The following is a 15,197-nucleotide window of genomic DNA, read 5'->3' as shown; positions in this document are numbered from 1 at the left end:
CGACGCAGGGATTCCGGGGTGCGGATCCGGAAAACTGGTGGGAGGTTGAGGTGGGCTCGCCTAGGTGCACACCAGATCCCGACGGCGGTAACCAACCAGGCCGGCGGAAGCCAGGACGGCGGCAATCGCCAAGGTCCACCAGGTTGACCCCCAGTCCGTTCCGGGGGAGAAAACGTGTGGCACCACGTGGAAGGGGCTCGTGTCCATCAGCCACTCCGGGAACTTCAATATCGGCCCGAAGAACGTGATTAGCAGCCAATAGACCAGGAGCAGCCAGGCCAGCGATCGCAATTGCGGGGCAATCCCGATGAGGGCAAGGGCCGCTCCTACGGCGAGCCATATGGCGGGAAGCTCGGCAGTGCCCTGCAGCACCACCTTGCCTGCGTCGAGCGGAGAACCGGAGACGTTCGACGCGGTGGCCAAAGCAAGGGAGCAGACCACCATCCCCGCCGCGGGAGCAAGGATGGAAAGCGCCGCCGTCGGCATGACGTGGCGCAACCGTGACAGCGGTGCCGACAATACCCACTCGGCCCTGCGCTCCTCTTCTTCCGCATAGAAACGAAGGGCGAGCTGTAGGCCCATCGTCGCACCGATGATCCCCAGTATCAGCAGGAGGACTTCGACGAATCCGTAGGTCAGTTGCTCCTCGGTGGTGATGCGGAAGGCGATCAATTGCCTGACGAAGGGGTTGCCGGCAAAGGCGCTGCTGAGGGTGCCCGTAACCAGGCCGAACACAGTGCCTAGAATCAACAGGTTCACCCCCCACGTCCACAACGGCAGGCGGTTCAGCCGCGAGGTCAGGCCCCAGATTCCTGTGCGTCCCCGAGCCGGACCGGGCCTGGTGGGGATCAGCCCGAGACCAAAATCCCGCCGCGAAGACAACCACGCGGCAAGAACCGCCAGTATGCCGCCGGCGCTTACCAAGAGCAGCAACGGCCCGGCATTGTTTTCCGACGCCGGGCGGATGTGTTCAGCCCAGCCCAGCGGACTGGCCCAGAGAAGCCAGTTGGAATCTTGGAGCGTGTCACCTAGTCCACGCACAAGGTAGCTGACGCCGAGCACCGTACCTGCAAGGGTGTTGGCCGTACGCGCCACGGAGCCCAACTGCGCGGTCACCGCTCCGACGCCTGCGAAGGCCACGCCGGCGCCTCCCATGACGCCCCCCAGCGCGTAGGCCGACGTGGTGGGCGCTCCGGCCATCGCCAACGCCGCCCCCACCAACACGGTCAGTGCGGCAGAAGCCAGCCAGGCGAACAGGACGGCCGATGTCAGCCTTGCGTGCCTGCCAACGACTCCGGAGTCCAGAAGCTCGGCTTGTCCGGAGTCTTCGGCTGCCCGGGTGTGACGGGTCACGGAGAGAATCGCCATGAGGGCGGCGAAAAACATGCCGAACATCTGGATGCGCCACGTGGTGAAGCCGATCGCGTTGCTGAGATCCGTGGCGGGGCCCAGGAGCAAGGAGAATGCCGGATTGGTGGAGAGGCTCGATTGGAGGGCCAAGGCGTCCAAGCGCGAAGGGAAGAGGGATCCGTACACCGCGTAGACAACTACCGGGATGATCCCGAAGGCCAGAAACCAGGGCAGCAACTTCCAACGGTCCAAGCGGATCGCGTGCCGCAGTAGGGGCAGCGTCCCCGTGAACGCGTGGTTCATGGCGTGCGCCTGCGGCCCCGCCTGAGCGAGAAAGAGGGGTTCAGCCGTTGCTCGTCGTCGTCCCGGGGAGGATCATGTTGTTCGCCATAGTGCTGGAGGAACAGGTCCTCAAGGCTTGGCGGCGTGACAGTCAGCGCGGACATGCCGTGGCGGCCAAGAACGCTCATCGCGTCCCCAAGGGTTTCTGCGTCCACGCTGAAATGCACGCGCTTCCCCTCGATCCTCAGATCCGTGACTCCAGGCAGCGCGGTCAGCGTCCCGGCGCCGTCATCGAGCGTCGCCGAGACGTTGGTGCGGGTCCGGCTGCGCATCTCCTCAAGGCTGTTCGTTTCCACGACCTTGCCTTTGCGGATGATGCTGATGCGGTCGGCCAAGGCTTCCACCTCGGCGAGGATATGGCTGGAGAGCAACACCGTACGTCCCAAGGTCCGTTCCCGTTGGATTTCCTCCCGGAAGGTAGCTTCCATGAGTGGATCCAATCCGGCGGTCGGCTCATCCAGGATCAACAGTTCGGCGTTGGAGGACAAGGCCGCCACAATGGCCACTTTTTGCCGGTTGCCCTTCGAATAGGTGTGCCCACGCTTGGAAGGATCCAACTCAAGGGCCTCCAAGAGATCTTCGCGGCGCTTTTCATCCAAACCGCCCCGCAGTCTGCCGAGAAGATCGATCGCTTCGCCTCCGGTCAGGCTGGGCCAGATGCTGACATCCCCCGGGACATAGGCGATGCGCTTGTGCAATGGGACGACATCTCGCCAGGGGTCGGCACCAAGAACCTTCACAGCGCCTGAGTCGGCCCTGAGGAGCCCAAGGAGTATGCGGAGCGTCGTCGATTTGCCTGCGCCGTTCGGCCCCAGAAAGCCAAGGACCTCGCCTTCGCGGACCTCGAGATCCAGTCCGTCCAAGGCCGTGAACCGCCCGAAGGATTTCACGAGCCCCGAAATGCTGACGGCGGCAGTCATGGAGTGAGCTTACTCCCGCGTTGTCAGGGCGGACAGGTGCAGCGGAGGTCGTCCGCCGCACCTGCCGGTGATCTCCCAAGGGCGCCTTGCGGGCTGGGTCTGAGTCAGGAAATCCGCAAGTGCTCCAGGACTTCCTCAGCGCCGGGGTAGGCGGCCTGGGTGCCCTTCTTGGTGGTGGCGAGCGCTGCGGCCACCGATGCGAACGCCGCGGCTTCGGCCAGGGTTACGCCTACTGCGAGGCGGGCAGCGACGGCACCGGTGAAAGCGTCACCCGCACCGGTCGTATCCACGGCATTGACCTTCGTGGGCGCGATCCGGGAGATCTGTTCCCCGGATGCGGCGAGCGAATCCAACACCACCGAGCCGTGCGAGCCGAGGGTAACCAATACCCGTTGCAATCCGCGCTCGGCGAACTGGCTTCGGACCGACTCCCAGGCGCTTGCATGCGCCCCCGGGTGCGGCATTTCGGCGTCGCCCAGGAACATGGACGCTTCATGGGCGTTCACCAGCAGTACATCGCTCAAGGCGGCCAGGCTTTGCGGGATCTCGGCGTACGGCGAGAGGTTCAACAGAACGGTTGCGCCGGCGTCGTGCGCTGTTTTGGCGGCAGCCTCCACAGTCTCAAGGCTGACCTCCAGGCAGAGGCAGAGCACCGCGGCGTCGTCGAAGGCGTCCGCCGACACATCCGCCGGGGCGAGCGTTCCGTTGGCGCCTGCCGAAATGATGATGTTGTTCTCACCGTTCGCGTCTACCGCGATGACCGCGACGCCGGTGGCGACATCCGCGGAACGGCGGACGCGCGAAACGTCCACGCCGGCCCCTTGCGTGGAGGCAAGGAGCATGTCACCGTTGGGGTCGTTTCCGACCGCGCCGATCAGGCTCACCGTGCCGCCCAGCTTGCTCGCCGCGACGGCCTGGTTGGCGCTCTTGCCGCCGGGATTGACCGCGAAGCCGTTGCCGTGGACGGTTTCACCCGGGAGCGGGAGCCGCTCGCAATAGATGGTCAGGTCCGCATTCAAGGACCCGACGACGACGATCCTTCGGTTCACTTTTCAACCTCGGCTTCGAGGGGCTTGGGGATGAGCAGCGATGCCGCGAAGGCGGCAACTGTGATGGCCAGGCCGACGACGACGACAGTCAAGTACGAGGCCTTGGCGTCACCAAGCGCCGAGGTCGCCACAAGGACCGCCGGCAACACCAGGAAGCTCAGGCCGGCGCCGAGGTTGAAGGCTCCGGCGTTCATGCCGGGCAGGAAGCCGGGGTTGCCGGCGGGGGAGAGGACAACTCCGAGTCCGTTGAGCATGATGTTGACGGTACCGGCATACATGATGCCGAGCAACGCCGTTCCCACGATCATGAGGGGCAGGCTGCTGAGTCCGAAGAACGCGATGACGGCGAGGGCCGCGATGCTTCCCAGCATGCCGATGCGCAGGACTTTGGTGTAGCCGAGCACCGGGGCGAGCCGGCCGCTGATGGGTCCGAATACCCAGCCGAGCAGGGCGTAAGGCGTGAGGATCATGAGGGACATCTCGGTGGGGCCAACCCCGAATCCCGGTGCCGCGGCCTGGACGTAGGCCGGGACGATGCCGTTGATGACTGCGAAGATGCCGGTCATGGCGAGGGTGGTGGTCAGCAGCGGCGCCCAGGTGGAACGCTGGCGCAGGTGGACGGTTTCCACCATCGGTTCCTTGGACCGCTTCTCGACTGTCCAGAACGCGGCGAACGCGGCAGCAGCGACCACAATCAGCCCGATGGCCAGCATCAGCGTTCCGGAAGAGAAGGCGCCGACCAGCTTGGACCCCTCATTGAGGGCTGTCAGGAGTGCGCCCACCGCGATGACTATGAAGAACACGCCGAGCCAATCCATGGTTGTGCCTGCGGCGGGCTTGCTCTCGCCAGCAAGGATGGCGACCAGGGTCGTGGCCACGATTGCGAGACCGACCATAAGCCAGAAGATGCTGCGGAATCCGAAGTGTTCGGCGAAGTAACCGCCTACAAAGGAGTCGACGCCCGCAACGCCGCCGTTGACTGCCGTGATGAGGCCCATCAAGGCTCCGTACTTGCGCGGGTTGTTGACCGCGGAGCGCAGCATGATGAGGCACAGCGGCACGGTGGGGCCACTGACGCCCTGGACGATGCGGCCCACGAAGAGCCATGTAACGTCGGGCGCCATGGCTGCGATGACCGAGCCGACGGCCATCAGCAGCATCATGCCGAGGAGGATCTTCTTGCGGCCGACGATGTCGCTCAGGCGCGGCAGGAAGAGCGAGAACAAAGCTGCTGCCGTGAAGAACCAGGTCTGGGAGAGGCCGATGACCGCCTGGTCCGTGTGGAGCTCGTTTCCCATGGTGACCAGTGCCGGGCTGAGCATGGACGCGTTGAGCTGGAAGGCTACGCAGGCTGCCAGCAGGGCGACCATGAGGGCCGCGACGTTGCCGCGGCTTGTCTTGGTTTCGTTGATGAGGGTGGTCATTTACTTGGCCTCTCCTGCGATGCCGCTGGCGACGACGGCGTCGCCGCTAATGGTGGCGGGAGCCCCGGCGTCGGGCTCCCCGATGCGGATGATCGCGTCGGTTACGAGGTTCCAGAACTTCTCGTGGTCAAGGTCGACGGCGACGGAGGTGTGGCAGTCGGCCGGCGCTGGGGCGCGGAAATCTGCCACGGTCATGCCAAGGGTGAGCTTGCCCTGCAGTTCGATGTCAACGGGGACTTTGCGGGTAGTCATCACGGTGGGGTCGATGACGTAGGCCACGGCGCAGGGATCGTGCACCGGGGGATAGTCGAAGCCCTGTGCATCCTTGTAGGTCTTGGTGAAGAACTCCATCAGTTCCATCACGAACTTGGCCGGCTTGGTGCCCACGGCGGCGATCTTCCCGACGACGTCGGGAGTGGCCAGCGCCTGGTGCGTGAGGTCCAAACCGACCATCACCACGGGCCACTTTTCGTTAAAGACGATGTGCGCGGCCTCGGGGTCAATGATGATGTTGAATTCCGCCACGGCGCTCCAATTGCCAACGTGGTAGCCGCCGCCCATGAGGACAACTTCCTTGACGCGTTCAACGATGCGCGGCTCCTTGCGGGCGGCCATGGCGATGTTTGTGAGTCCCGCCGTCGGGACGAGGGTAACGGTGCCCGGCTCGTGCGCCATGATCGTTTCGATGATGAGGTCGACGGCGTGGCGCGGGTCCAGTTCGATAGCGGATTTGGGCTGTTCGGGCCCGTCCATGCCGGTTTCGCCGTGGATGTCCGGCGCGGTTTCTATGGAGCGGACGAGTGGGCGGTCGCAGCCGGCGGCAAAGGGAACACCTGTGATGCCGGCGATGGTGCCCACGGAGAGGGCGTTTCGGGTGACCTTTTCCAGGGTTTGGTTCCCCACCACCGTGGTAACGGCGAGCAGTTCGATGTCCGGGTTGCCGTGGGCCAGCAGCAGGGCCACTGCGTCATCGTGCCCGGGATCACAGTCCAGGATGATCTTCTTGCGTTCAGGGGTCATGGTGTTGGGATCCATGTTCATCTCCACGTCATTGGGGCCTGCCGAGGCAGGGCGCTAAAGCATTCAGGGGAATTCTGGCACTGGCCTGCGCCTCACGTCAAACGCTTAACGCTAATTGCGTCAAGCGCTTGATGCCTTGCGGCGTGGGGAGGGGCCGATTCCCCGCTACGATCGTTGTATGGAATCCGCGGAACCAATGCATCGGGCCTTAGGCCGTACGCAGCGTGTCACCGCGGCGATGGTGGCCTCCCTGGCAGGGGTCTCGACTGCGACGGTGTCCCTGGTTGCCAACGGCAAGACCCAGGGCAGAGTGTCCGAAGACAACATTTCGCGGGTCCGCGAGGCCATCGCCGAACTCGGCTACGTGGTGGATGGCATCGGCAGTTCTTTGGCCAAGGGCGTGAGCTCGATCGTGATCCTTGTGGCGCCGGACATTTCCAACCCCTTTTTCGCCAAGGTCATCGCCGGAGTCCGGGAATCGCTCGGTTCCGAGTACCAACTGCTGCTCTCTGTGACCGATGCCGGTGAGTTCCCCCGTGCGGAGGACGTCCGAAAGCTCCTGGCCCTTCGCCCTGCGGGCCTGCTGGTGGACGCGCCCAATGCAAGCTTCCTGGAGGATCTTTCGGTTGCCGGGCCGCTGGTTCTTCTCGATGCGCCGGGCCTCGAAGCCTATGCTCCGTCCGTCAACCTCGACGTCGCACATGGCGCCCGTGAATTGGCCGCGCACCTTGCGGCCTCCGGGCACAAGCGAGTTGCCTACGTGGACAGCGTGACCGGCACGGCCACCTTCGAGGTGCGCCGGGCGGCGTTCCTGGATGAAGCCAATTCCTGCGGTATTTCCGTTGCGGACGCGCACATCATCAGTACCACCATCGACGTCGGCGCTGCCGCGGCTGCCTTCGCCGCCGCGTGGCCGGACTGGCAGCGCGCCGGGGTCACCGCCGTCGTTTGCGGAACTGACACCCACGCCTACGGCGTGTTGCAGGAGGCCCGAGTGGCCGGGGTCCGGATTCCGGAGGAACTCGCCGTTGCGGGCTTCGATGACCTGCCGTATTCGGCCACGAGCAACCCGAGCCTGACCAGTGTGCATCTGCCGGCCACGCCCCTGGGACTAAAGGCGGGCGAACAACTCCGGGGGCTGATGGAAGGCCGTGAGCTGGACCCGCCGCAACTGACCCTAGAGAGCTCGTTGGTGGTGCGCGGCTCCACGGCCTTTTCCCCATCGATTGCTGAGTAATTGTCGTTTTGAGGCTCCAAAACGACCGTTCTGGGGGCCCACGCCGGCGAGGGCCCCGGCCTGAGCTTGCGAAGGCTGGGAGCCGGTGGGGAGCAATCGATGAAGGCTGTGGATAACTTCTGCGAGGTAGGCCGTTTTCTGCTCTGATGGGGTCATGAAAACCCCACGTCGCCTCTCCGTGAGCCTCGAGACGCGGCCGTTCACTATTGCTGAGGCGGCCCGGGAGGGTGTCAGTCCGAGACGTCTGCGGCACGGCTCTCTGAAGAGACTCGGCAAGGGAATCCGTTCCGAGAGCCCGACGGCGGAGCTCCCCTTGAGCGTCCGCGTGCGCCCTTTCGTCGAGGTCAATGAGCGATGCGCCGCATCCCACCTCACGGCGGCAGAACTTCTTGGCTTGCCGCGACGTCTCCAGAAGGAGCCAGCGCAAATGTTCCATGTGATCCGCCCCGAGGGTGCTGCCCATCTCAACCGGCCACACGTCGTCGTGCACCGCATGAAGCTCTATGAGGACGAGGTCACTACGGTTGATGGCGTCCCTGTCACCACTGTGGAGCGCACCTGGCTGGACATGGCCGAGATACTGACCGTGGACGAATTGGTGGTCATGGGGGACAGCTGTGTGCGGATACCGCGGGTTGAATTCGAAGGGCGGGACGCGCCGCTGTGCACTCTCGCGGATCTTCAGCAAATGATCGATCGCCATAAAGGCAAGAGAGGGCTACACAAAGCCAAAGTAGCCATCCAACTGATCCGGATAGGCTCGGATTCGCCGCAGGAGTCATTGCTCCGCCTCGCGATCGTGAGGGCAGGCCTGCCGGAACCCGCACTCAATGTGCCGGTTGAGGCCAAGGACGGCGGGAGGTTCCTGCAGCCTGACTTGTCGTACAAGAAGTACAAAATCGGCATCGAATACGAGGGCGAGGGCCACGGCAACGAAGCACAAGTGGTGCGGGACATCAGCCGTTCGGAACGGTATGAGGCGCTGGGCTGGACGGAGGTCCGGATCTCAAAGCGCCACATGTTCAACGATGCGAAAGCTGCCGTAGCCAAGATCCGGACGGCACTGATCCAAGCCGGTTGGCGGCCTGCCCGACAACAAACGAGTGCTGCGTAACAGTCGTTCTGAGGTTTCAATACGACAGTTTGGGCCCACGCCGGCGAGGGCCCCGGCCTGAGCTTGCGAAGGCTGGGAGCCTGTGGGGAGCAATCGATTTGTTTTAGTGGATGACGGCGAGCAGCACACCCACGGACATGAACAGCACTCCGAACGTGCGGTTGAGGACCTTTTGCCCGTGCTCGTTGTGCGTGAACCGTTGAAATGAACGGGCTGCCAAGGCGAAGAAGAACCACATGACGCAGATGTCGATGAAAACGATCGTGGTGCTGAGGATCAAATACTGCGGAATCAGCGGCTGCTCGGGGCGGATGAATTGGGGCATGAAGGCCAGGAAGAAGACGATCGCCTTGGGATTGAGCAGGTTGACCCAAACGCCTCGCTGGAACATGGACCACGCCGGTTCGTTGCGCCGGGATTCCACTTTTTCCTTGTCCAGGTCCGGCCGGTGCAGGAACTGCCGGATGCCCATGTACACCAGATATGCCGCCCCCGTGTAGCGGATGACGTTGAAAACCACGGGTGAGCTCGAGACCAGAACACCTACCCCGAGAGCCACGATCAGGATATGGATGATCAGTGCCGCCTGTTGGCCCAGGACTCCCCAGATGGAGCGGCGGAATCCGGAGTTGAGCGAGTTGCTCATGGTGGAGATGGCGCCCGCGCCGGGAGTGAAACTGATCAGGGTGCCGGCGCCTACCAGGGCCAGCCAAAGCGAAATTTGCACCAATCCAGCTTATGCCCGTAGGACGGGGCGCCGGGACGCGTTGATGGTGTGCCCAGACGAGCGGTTACCAGAGCGTCTCGACCAAGGGGAAGCTATGGAATTCCTGATCGGCCGTGATGACCACCATCGATTCCACGATGGCCTGTGCAGCGATCAGCCTGTCGAAGGGGTCCCGATGCTCCCAGTCGAGGTGCCCGGCCGCGAGCGCATGGACGCTCCGAATGGACAGCTCCTCGTTGCACAGTTCGGCGACGTGCCGGGCATAGCCCAGGAGCAGTCCGTCTAAACCCGCAAGCTTACCCAGCTTGTGCTTGTAGCCGATCTCGTAAGCGCTGGCGGATGATGCCACGAGACGGTTGTCGAATGACTGGATTGCACGTCTTGCCTTGGGTGAGAGCTTCCGTGGTTCCGTGAGGGCCCAGATCAGGGCATGCGTGTCGAGGAGGTAACGGGTGCTTCCCACAGCGCAAGTTCCTCCTCATCCATCGGCTCTAGGAAATTGTCCGGAAGTTGTCCTTTGACGAATCCAAGGCGGCGCTTGGTGGGCCGCTCGATCTTCACGAGCCGTGCAACGGGCTTGCCGGCCTTGGCGATAACCACATCTTCGCCCCGCTCAACCATGTTGAGGAGTTCAGAAAGGCGGGTCTTTGCCTCCTGAACGTTGTATTGCGCCATGTTGACCAAGCATACTTGGTCAACCCGTACGGCGTAAGGCCCAGTGGCGCGTTGGATGCTCGCGGCCCCCGCTCGCCGAAGCTCAGGCACACTTGCCAAACCTCGAATGCACCCAGTGGAGCATCGTGTCCGGGAGATCGTCGCCAAGTAAATACTGGTCGAAGTAGGAGCGCGGGCCATTGGACATATATCCGGTCTCGTCGATGCCAAAATGACCGATCATGTGAAACCCGCGCTCTTCGGCAATGCCCTTGAGTTTCTTCGCCTCCTGGAGGATTGGCTGCTCATCGTAATAATCGTCCTCGGCCCAGATTCCGGCGTGCGCGATCGCAAAATAAGTTGAGCCCTCGAGATCCAGATGTTCCAGGATGGCGTCCTGGAACGGATTCAAGCTGCCCTCGAAGGACTCTGTGACAACCCGGATGCTTTCCAGCTGCATCTCGGCGTCGAGGCCGATCACCACGAGCCTTGGGTAGAGCTTTTCTTCTTGGTCGATGAGCGGACGGGCGAGAATCTGTAGGTCAAAGCCTGCTTGGATGATCATGTTTTGAGGCTATTCACGGCCGCGGGCCGCCAACAGAGGTCATTTTTCCTATGTGGACAACTGCCCCAGCTTGGCCGCCTTCACCAGGAGATACTGCCGTTCCTGCAGGCTCCCCGTTTTCCTTGCCGCGGCGAGAAGACACTCCCGGGCGCCCGGAAGGTCACCGGACATTTCGAGCAAGTGCCCGCGAACTGCGTCGAGCCTGTGCCAGTCTCCCAGCCCTGTCCCAAGCCCATCCAACAGCTGAAGGGCCGCCCGCGGCCCTTCAACCATTGCCACGGCGACTGCTCGGTTCAGTGCCACCACCGGGCTTGGGGCCATGGCTTCGAGCACCGTGTACAACGCCAGGATCTGCGGCCAGTCGGTCTGCTCCGCGGACGCCGCCTCGGCATGGACCGCAGCGATCGCGGCCTGCAGTTGGTAGGGTCCAGGACGCCCAACCCCCAGCACTGTTGACAAGAGTTCAAGGCCCTCGGCGATCTGCGCCGAGTCCCACAGCCGGCAATCCTGTTCCGCGAGCGGCACCAGCATTCCGTCCGGGAGGGACCTCGCCCGTCGCCGCGAGTCGGTGAGGAGCATCAGGGCAAGCAGTCCGCCCACTTCGAGCTCGCCCGGGAGCAGTCCCCGGAGGAGCCGGGTAAGGGGGATGGCCTCGGCGGTGAGGTCTTCGCGCTGCATGGAGGGGCCGGAACTTGCCGCGTAACCCTCGTTGAAGATCAGGTACAGGACGTGGAGTACGACGCCGAGCCGCGCCTTTCGCTCGCCGGGTTCCGGGAGCTCGAAATGGGCTCCGGCCTTCTTGATGTTCTGCTTGGCCCGGCTGATCCTCTGGCCCATGGTGGCTTCCGGGACAAAGAACGCGCTGGCGATCTCCGCCGTCGTGAGCCCTCCGATCGCCCGCAATGTCAGTGCCAGCTGCGAGGGTGCTGAGAGGGCGGGGTGGCAGCACAGGAAAAGGAGGGTGAGGGTGTCTTCTGCGAACCCTTCCGCGCCACTGGCCGAGGAAGGGTCCTCGCGAGACGGCGGTCCCAGAGCCGCCGCGCGTTGTTCGCGTGCCTGTCGGGCACTTTCGCTGCGCCAGTAGTCCACCAACCGCCGAGTGGCGACCGTGAGCAGCCACGATCTCGGGTTGTCCGGAACACCGGAGGCGGGCCATTGCATTGCTGCCTCGAGCAGGGCGTCCTGGACGGCATCTTCGCACTCGGCAAATTGCCCGTGCCTGCGGATGAGCACGCCGAGGACCTGCGGCGCGAGCGTGCACAGCAGGTCCTCCACCGTGGATTCCCCGGAAGGTTCGGCCAAGCGCTAGACCTCCGGCGGCGCGTCCTGGACGCGGCGCAGCTCCACAACCGGTGCGTACTTCACGATGCTGGAGCAGATTTCCACTGCCCGTTCCTCGCTGGCGACGTCCACCACCCAGTAGCCGATGAGGGATTCCTTGGCCTCGGCGAAAGGTCCATCGGTGGTGATGACCCCACTGTCCGTCTGCTTGACCAGCTTGGCAGTGCCGGGGTCGGCCAGTCCGGCGTTGAACACCATCTCGCCTGAATCGCTGAGATCCTTGTCGATCTGGATCATGAACCCGATCATTTCCCTGATCCATTCGGGATCCGCAGCCTTCATCATGCCCTCGGCGGAACCAAACATCATGATCATGTACTTCATCTCGAACTCCTTATCAGGGGCGCTCCGTGTGGGCGCTTTCGTTCATGGGTCGGAACTACGGGACGGTTTTCGACATGGATTGATGGAAAATCCCAAGAAACTTTTGGCGGCCGGCTGCCCGCAGACTGCTACGCCCGTGCGATGACTTCCCCGTTCGGGATCAGGAAGTAGCCATCATCGGTGGAGCCCCAACGGTGCCAACCGGCGGCAATTCTGGCCAGGTCAGCCTCGTTGGCCAGCCCGTATTCCAGGGCCTGCTCGGCAAAGGCGGAGTGCAGGACGCGCTCGCTCCACACCCGCGACTGCCAGCGGCGCTGTTGCGCGGTGGCGTAGAGCCAGTTGCTGCTGGAGGGCGCGACGTCGGTGAAGCCCGCCTGCTGTGCCCATGACACGAGCCGCCGCCCGGCGTCGGGCTCTGCACCGTTCCGTCGGGCGATCTTCTGGTAGAGCTCCATCCAGTCGTCGAGCTCGCGGACCTCCGGGTACCAGCTCATGCCGTGGAAATCGGCGTCGCGCACTGCCACGATGGCGCCGGGCTTGGCCACGCGCCGCATTTCGCGCAGCGCGGCAACGGGGTCGGTCAAGTGCTGCAGGACTTGGTGTGCGTGGACGAGGTCGAAGGTCTCGTCCTCGAAGTCCAGATCGTAGATGTTGCCCGTCACGAATTCCACGTTTTCAACGCCGCGTTCGGCTGCCAGAGAGGCAGCCTGGGCCACGATCTCGGCGGATCGGTCGAGCCCGACGACCTTTGCAGGAGCCACCAGCTCCGCGAAGTCGCACGTGATGCTCCCAGGTCCGCATCCGACGTCGAGCACTGATGTCCCGGCGGTGAGATGCGGGATGACAAACGCGGCAGAGTTCTCGGCTGTGCGGGAGGCATGGGCGCGTACGACGGACTCGTGGTGGCCGTGTGTGTAGACGTCTTCAGGCTTCTGCTCGTTCATAGGGAAACGCTACCCCGATGCAGTGGAAAGCGGGCGGAACTTGGGCCCACCGCTTGTTTTCGACTGCCCGCCTGCCACAATGGAGCCATGGCCGCAGCGTGGTGGGGTCGGGGGTCGCAGCTGGGGCGCGGATCGGGCCTCGGCGGGCTGCATGACGGACCATCCTCGGACGCCTTGCGTCGCCCGTTCTTCATTGCGGCAGTGGCCGTCTTCGCAGTCGTCGTCATGGTTGAAATCGGCTTGTCGATCCTCCTCGGAGGGACCGCCATCGATCCCGTTACCCCCGACCAAGCGGACAAGCTCGGCGTTCCTCTTGACGTCTTCCTCAAGACCCAACGCGCGCCAGCTGCGCCCCCGGGTGCCGGAATCGGTTTCCTTGCGTTCCTGGACGGGCTGTTGCTGTTCACGGTGGTGATGCTCGGGCTCAGCCTGGTCATCGACCTCAGGGTTTACGGACGGGTTCAAGGCATCGTCACCTTGATTGTCACGTTTCTCTGGGTGGTGGGGGCGTTCTTCACAGCCCTCCTGGCCTTGGCGAAGCTGTTCCTGATGTTCGGCCTGTTCGTCGCCGCACCCTTCGGGACCATTGCCTACCTGGCGTTATGGGGGAGTTTTCCCACGAGCCAGGCCGCGGCCATCCTTGCCCTATTACTGTTGCTGAAGATCGTCTTCGCGGTCCTGCTGGTCTTGAGCCAGCCGAAATTCCTGAAGGTCACCGGGCTCGTGGTGCTGCTCCTGGTATCGGTCCTCCTGCAGCTTATTCTTGGCCTCATCCACAGCTTCCTCCCCGGCCCACTTGTGTCCATCGGGGATCAGTTCTGGGCGCTCATTACCGTGGTGGTTGCCTTGGTGTGGGCCCTCATCATGCTCATCGGATCCATACCGGCCATCATCAACGCACTGCGGGTCAGCGGCTCGGCGGGGGACTAAAGTCCCGGACGTTCGTTAGCCCTACTCCTGGGGCCGGTTCCGATAGGCGGCCAGGAAGGTTGCGATCCTGCGCACGGCCTCCTCGATCTCGCGGACGGATGGCAGGATGACGAAGCGGAAGTGGTCCGGGTTTGGCCAGTTGAAGGCAGAGCCGTGGGAGACAAGGATTTTCTGGTCCTGCAGGAGGTCCAGGACGAATTGCTCGTCACTTTCGATCGGGTAGACGTCAGGATCCAGCCGCGGGAACAAATACATGGCCCCGGCCGCCGGAACGCAGCTCACGCCGGGGATCGCAGTCAGGAGCTTCAAGGCCAGATCCCGTTGTTCGCGGAGCCGGCCACCTGGCCTGATGAGTTCCTCGATGCTCTGGTAGCCGCCCAGGCAGGTCTGGATGGCGTGCTGTGCCGGAACGTTGGAGCACAAACGGAGGGAAGCCAACAGCTCCAACGCTTCGCGGTATTCGGCAGTTGCTGCGTGCGGGCCGGTCACAGCGACCCAGCCGGCCCGGTAGCCCGGCATACGGTAAGCCTTGGAAAGGCCGCTGAAGGTCAGGACGCAGATGTCGTCTGCCACGGATGCCGTGTGGATGTGCTGGGCGTCCTCGTAACGGATCTTCTCGTAGATCTCGTCCGAGAAAAGGACAAGGTCATGCTTGCGGGCCAGGGCCGCGAACTGCTCCAGGATGTGGCGGGGGTACACCGCGCCCGTGGGGTTGTTCGGATTGATGATGACGATGGCCTTGGTGCGCTTGGTGATTTTGGCTTCGACGTCGGACATGTCCGGCCACCAGTTCTGGCCCTCGTCGCAGAGATAGTGGACCGGCGTGCCGCCCGTGAGGGTCACTGTTGCCGTCCACAGCGGATAGTCCGGCGCGGGGATGAGAACCTCGTCGCCGTTCTCCAGGAAGGCCTGCAGCGTCATGGAGATCAGTTCGCTGACACCGTTGCCGATGAAGATATCCTCGACGCCGATGTTCATGAGGTTCTTGGTCTGGTAGTACTGCGAAATCGCGGTGCGAGCTGTGAAGATGCCCTTGGAATCGCTGTACCCCTGGGCGCCACGGAGGTGGTGGATCATGTCCACCACAACGGACTCCGGCGCCTCAAGTCCAAACGGCGCGGTATCCCCAAGATTCATCTTGAGGATCCGGTGCCCTTCGGCCTCCATGGTTTTGGCCGCTTGGAGGATGGGCCCACGGAGTTCATAGCGGACGTTCTGTAGTTTGCTGGAGTGCTGCATCGGGCGCATGGTTGATC

Annotated in this window: 16 protein-coding genes; 3 read left to right on the top strand and 13 right to left on the bottom strand. The window is 63.5% G+C overall.

Annotated features, from left to right (window positions below):
• Positions 1-60: 60 nt before the first annotated feature.
• From ACSKT0_RS22030 to uriH, 5 genes are all read right to left on the bottom strand, one after another.
• Positions 61-1,653, bottom strand: coding sequence for an ABC transporter permease (locus ACSKT0_RS22030; RefSeq protein WP_437771628.1), 1,593 nt, complete (start codon positions 1,651-1,653; stop codon positions 61-63).
• Entirely contained in the window at positions 1,650-2,612 is a 963-nt protein-coding gene (locus ACSKT0_RS22025; RefSeq protein WP_437771627.1) for an ATP-binding cassette domain-containing protein, read from the bottom strand. Before ACSKT0_RS22025 ends, ACSKT0_RS22030 begins: the two co-directional genes overlap by 4 nt.
• A gap of 104 nt (positions 2,613-2,716) precedes the next feature.
• Entirely contained in the window at positions 2,717-3,661 is a 945-nt protein-coding gene (locus ACSKT0_RS22020) for a ribokinase (protein ID WP_437771626.1), read from the bottom strand.
• The gene (uriT, locus tag ACSKT0_RS22015; protein ID WP_437771625.1) at positions 3,658-5,085 is read right to left on the bottom strand and encodes a uridine transporter UriT; all 1,428 of its coding nucleotides are present in this window, start codon (positions 5,083-5,085) and stop codon (positions 3,658-3,660) included. Before uriT ends, ACSKT0_RS22020 begins: the two co-directional genes overlap by 4 nt.
• A complete protein-coding gene (gene uriH, locus ACSKT0_RS22010; RefSeq protein WP_437771624.1) occupies positions 5,086-6,120 on the bottom strand; it encodes a uridine-preferring nucleoside hydrolase UriH in 1,035 nt (344 codons plus the stop codon). It abuts the gene before it with no gap.
• A 223-nt stretch (positions 6,121-6,343) separates the two neighbouring features.
• Here uriH and ACSKT0_RS22005 point away from each other — a divergent pair, with 223 nt between their 5' ends.
• Entirely contained in the window at positions 6,344-7,342 is a 999-nt protein-coding gene (locus ACSKT0_RS22005) for a LacI family DNA-binding transcriptional regulator (RefSeq protein ID WP_437774094.1), read from the top strand.
• Between the two features lie 154 nt (positions 7,343-7,496).
• Positions 7,497-8,456 carry a hypothetical protein gene (locus ACSKT0_RS22000; RefSeq protein ID WP_437771623.1) on the top strand — a complete coding sequence of 320 codons (960 nt, stop codon included), beginning with the start codon at positions 7,497-7,499 and terminating at the stop codon, positions 8,454-8,456.
• A 103-nt stretch (positions 8,457-8,559) separates the two neighbouring features.
• On the opposite strand, the gene ACSKT0_RS21995 is transcribed toward ACSKT0_RS22000, so the two are convergent.
• From ACSKT0_RS21995 to ACSKT0_RS21965, 7 genes are all read right to left on the bottom strand, one after another.
• On the bottom strand, positions 8,560-9,183 hold the full coding sequence (locus ACSKT0_RS21995) for a LysE family transporter (protein ID WP_437771622.1): 624 nt from the start codon (positions 9,181-9,183) through the stop codon (positions 8,560-8,562).
• A gap of 64 nt (positions 9,184-9,247) precedes the next feature.
• A complete protein-coding gene (locus ACSKT0_RS21990; protein WP_437771621.1) occupies positions 9,248-9,646 on the bottom strand; it encodes a type II toxin-antitoxin system VapC family toxin in 399 nt (132 codons plus the stop codon).
• Positions 9,607-9,858, bottom strand: coding sequence for a type II toxin-antitoxin system Phd/YefM family antitoxin (locus ACSKT0_RS21985; RefSeq protein ID WP_437771620.1), 252 nt, complete (start codon positions 9,856-9,858; stop codon positions 9,607-9,609). The genes ACSKT0_RS21990 and ACSKT0_RS21985 overlap by 40 nt, the downstream gene beginning before the upstream one ends.
• Positions 9,859-9,940: 82 nt before the next feature.
• The gene (locus tag ACSKT0_RS21980; RefSeq protein WP_437771619.1) at positions 9,941-10,402 is read right to left on the bottom strand and encodes a hypothetical protein; all 462 of its coding nucleotides are present in this window, start codon (positions 10,400-10,402) and stop codon (positions 9,941-9,943) included.
• Positions 10,403-10,450: 48 nt separating this feature from the next.
• Entirely contained in the window at positions 10,451-11,704 is a 1,254-nt protein-coding gene (locus ACSKT0_RS21975; protein ID WP_437771618.1) for an RNA polymerase sigma factor, read from the bottom strand.
• Positions 11,705-11,707: 3 nt separating this feature from the next.
• A complete protein-coding gene (locus tag ACSKT0_RS21970) occupies positions 11,708-12,067 on the bottom strand; it encodes a YciI family protein (protein WP_437771617.1) in 360 nt (119 codons plus the stop codon).
• Between the two features lie 128 nt (positions 12,068-12,195).
• Positions 12,196-13,011 carry a methyltransferase domain-containing protein gene (locus ACSKT0_RS21965; protein WP_345448445.1) on the bottom strand — a complete coding sequence of 272 codons (816 nt, stop codon included), beginning with the start codon at positions 13,009-13,011 and terminating at the stop codon, positions 12,196-12,198.
• An 87-nt stretch (positions 13,012-13,098) separates the two neighbouring features.
• On the opposite strand from ACSKT0_RS21965, the gene ACSKT0_RS21960 reads away from it, so the two are divergent.
• Positions 13,099-13,941, top strand: a complete 843-nt coding sequence (locus tag ACSKT0_RS21960) for a hypothetical protein (RefSeq protein ID WP_437771616.1) — start codon at positions 13,099-13,101, stop codon at positions 13,939-13,941.
• Positions 13,942-13,962: 21 nt separating this feature from the next.
• On the opposite strand, the gene ACSKT0_RS21955 is transcribed toward ACSKT0_RS21960, so the two are convergent.
• A complete protein-coding gene (locus ACSKT0_RS21955; protein WP_437771615.1) occupies positions 13,963-15,189 on the bottom strand; it encodes a pyridoxal phosphate-dependent aminotransferase in 1,227 nt (408 codons plus the stop codon).
• Positions 15,190-15,197 lie beyond the last annotated feature (8 nt).

This window comes from Arthrobacter sp. KNU40, assembly GCF_051515115.1.
In the GTDB taxonomy this organism is placed as follows: Bacteria; Actinomycetota; Actinomycetes; order Actinomycetales; family Micrococcaceae; genus Arthrobacter.
This window is presented reverse-complemented; position numbering and strand designations above follow the sequence as displayed.

Excerpts from the sequence above, each read along its gene's own strand:
- ACSKT0_RS22030 (WP_437771628.1), bottom strand. The coding sequence starts at position 1,653 with ATGAACCACGCGTTCACGGGGACGCTGCCCCTACTGCGGCACGCGATC.
- ACSKT0_RS22025 (WP_437771627.1), bottom strand. The coding sequence starts at position 2,612 with ATGACTGCCGCCGTCAGCATTTCGGGGCTCGTGAAATCCTTCGGGCGG.
- uriT (WP_437771625.1), bottom strand. The coding sequence starts at position 5,085 with ATGACCACCCTCATCAACGAAACCAAGACAAGCCGCGGCAACGTCGCG.
- uriH (WP_437771624.1), bottom strand. The coding sequence starts at position 6,120 with ATGGATCCCAACACCATGACCCCTGAACGCAAGAAGATCATCCTGGAC.
- ACSKT0_RS22005 (WP_437774094.1), top strand. The coding sequence starts at position 6,344 with ATGGTGGCCTCCCTGGCAGGGGTCTCGACTGCGACGGTGTCCCTGGTT.
- ACSKT0_RS22000 (WP_437771623.1), top strand. The coding sequence starts at position 7,497 with ATGAAAACCCCACGTCGCCTCTCCGTGAGCCTCGAGACGCGGCCGTTC.
- ACSKT0_RS21985 (WP_437771620.1), bottom strand. The coding sequence starts at position 9,858 with ATGGCGCAATACAACGTTCAGGAGGCAAAGACCCGCCTTTCTGAACTC.
- ACSKT0_RS21980 (WP_437771619.1), bottom strand. The coding sequence starts at position 10,402 with ATGATCATCCAAGCAGGCTTTGACCTACAGATTCTCGCCCGTCCGCTC.
- ACSKT0_RS21970 (WP_437771617.1), bottom strand. The coding sequence starts at position 12,067 with ATGAAGTACATGATCATGATGTTTGGTTCCGCCGAGGGCATGATGAAG.
- ACSKT0_RS21965 (WP_345448445.1), bottom strand. The coding sequence starts at position 13,011 with ATGAACGAGCAGAAGCCTGAAGACGTCTACACACACGGCCACCACGAG.
- ACSKT0_RS21960 (WP_437771616.1), top strand. The coding sequence starts at position 13,099 with ATGGCCGCAGCGTGGTGGGGTCGGGGGTCGCAGCTGGGGCGCGGATCG.
- ACSKT0_RS21955 (WP_437771615.1), bottom strand. The coding sequence starts at position 15,189 with ATGCGCCCGATGCAGCACTCCAGCAAACTACAGAACGTCCGCTATGAA.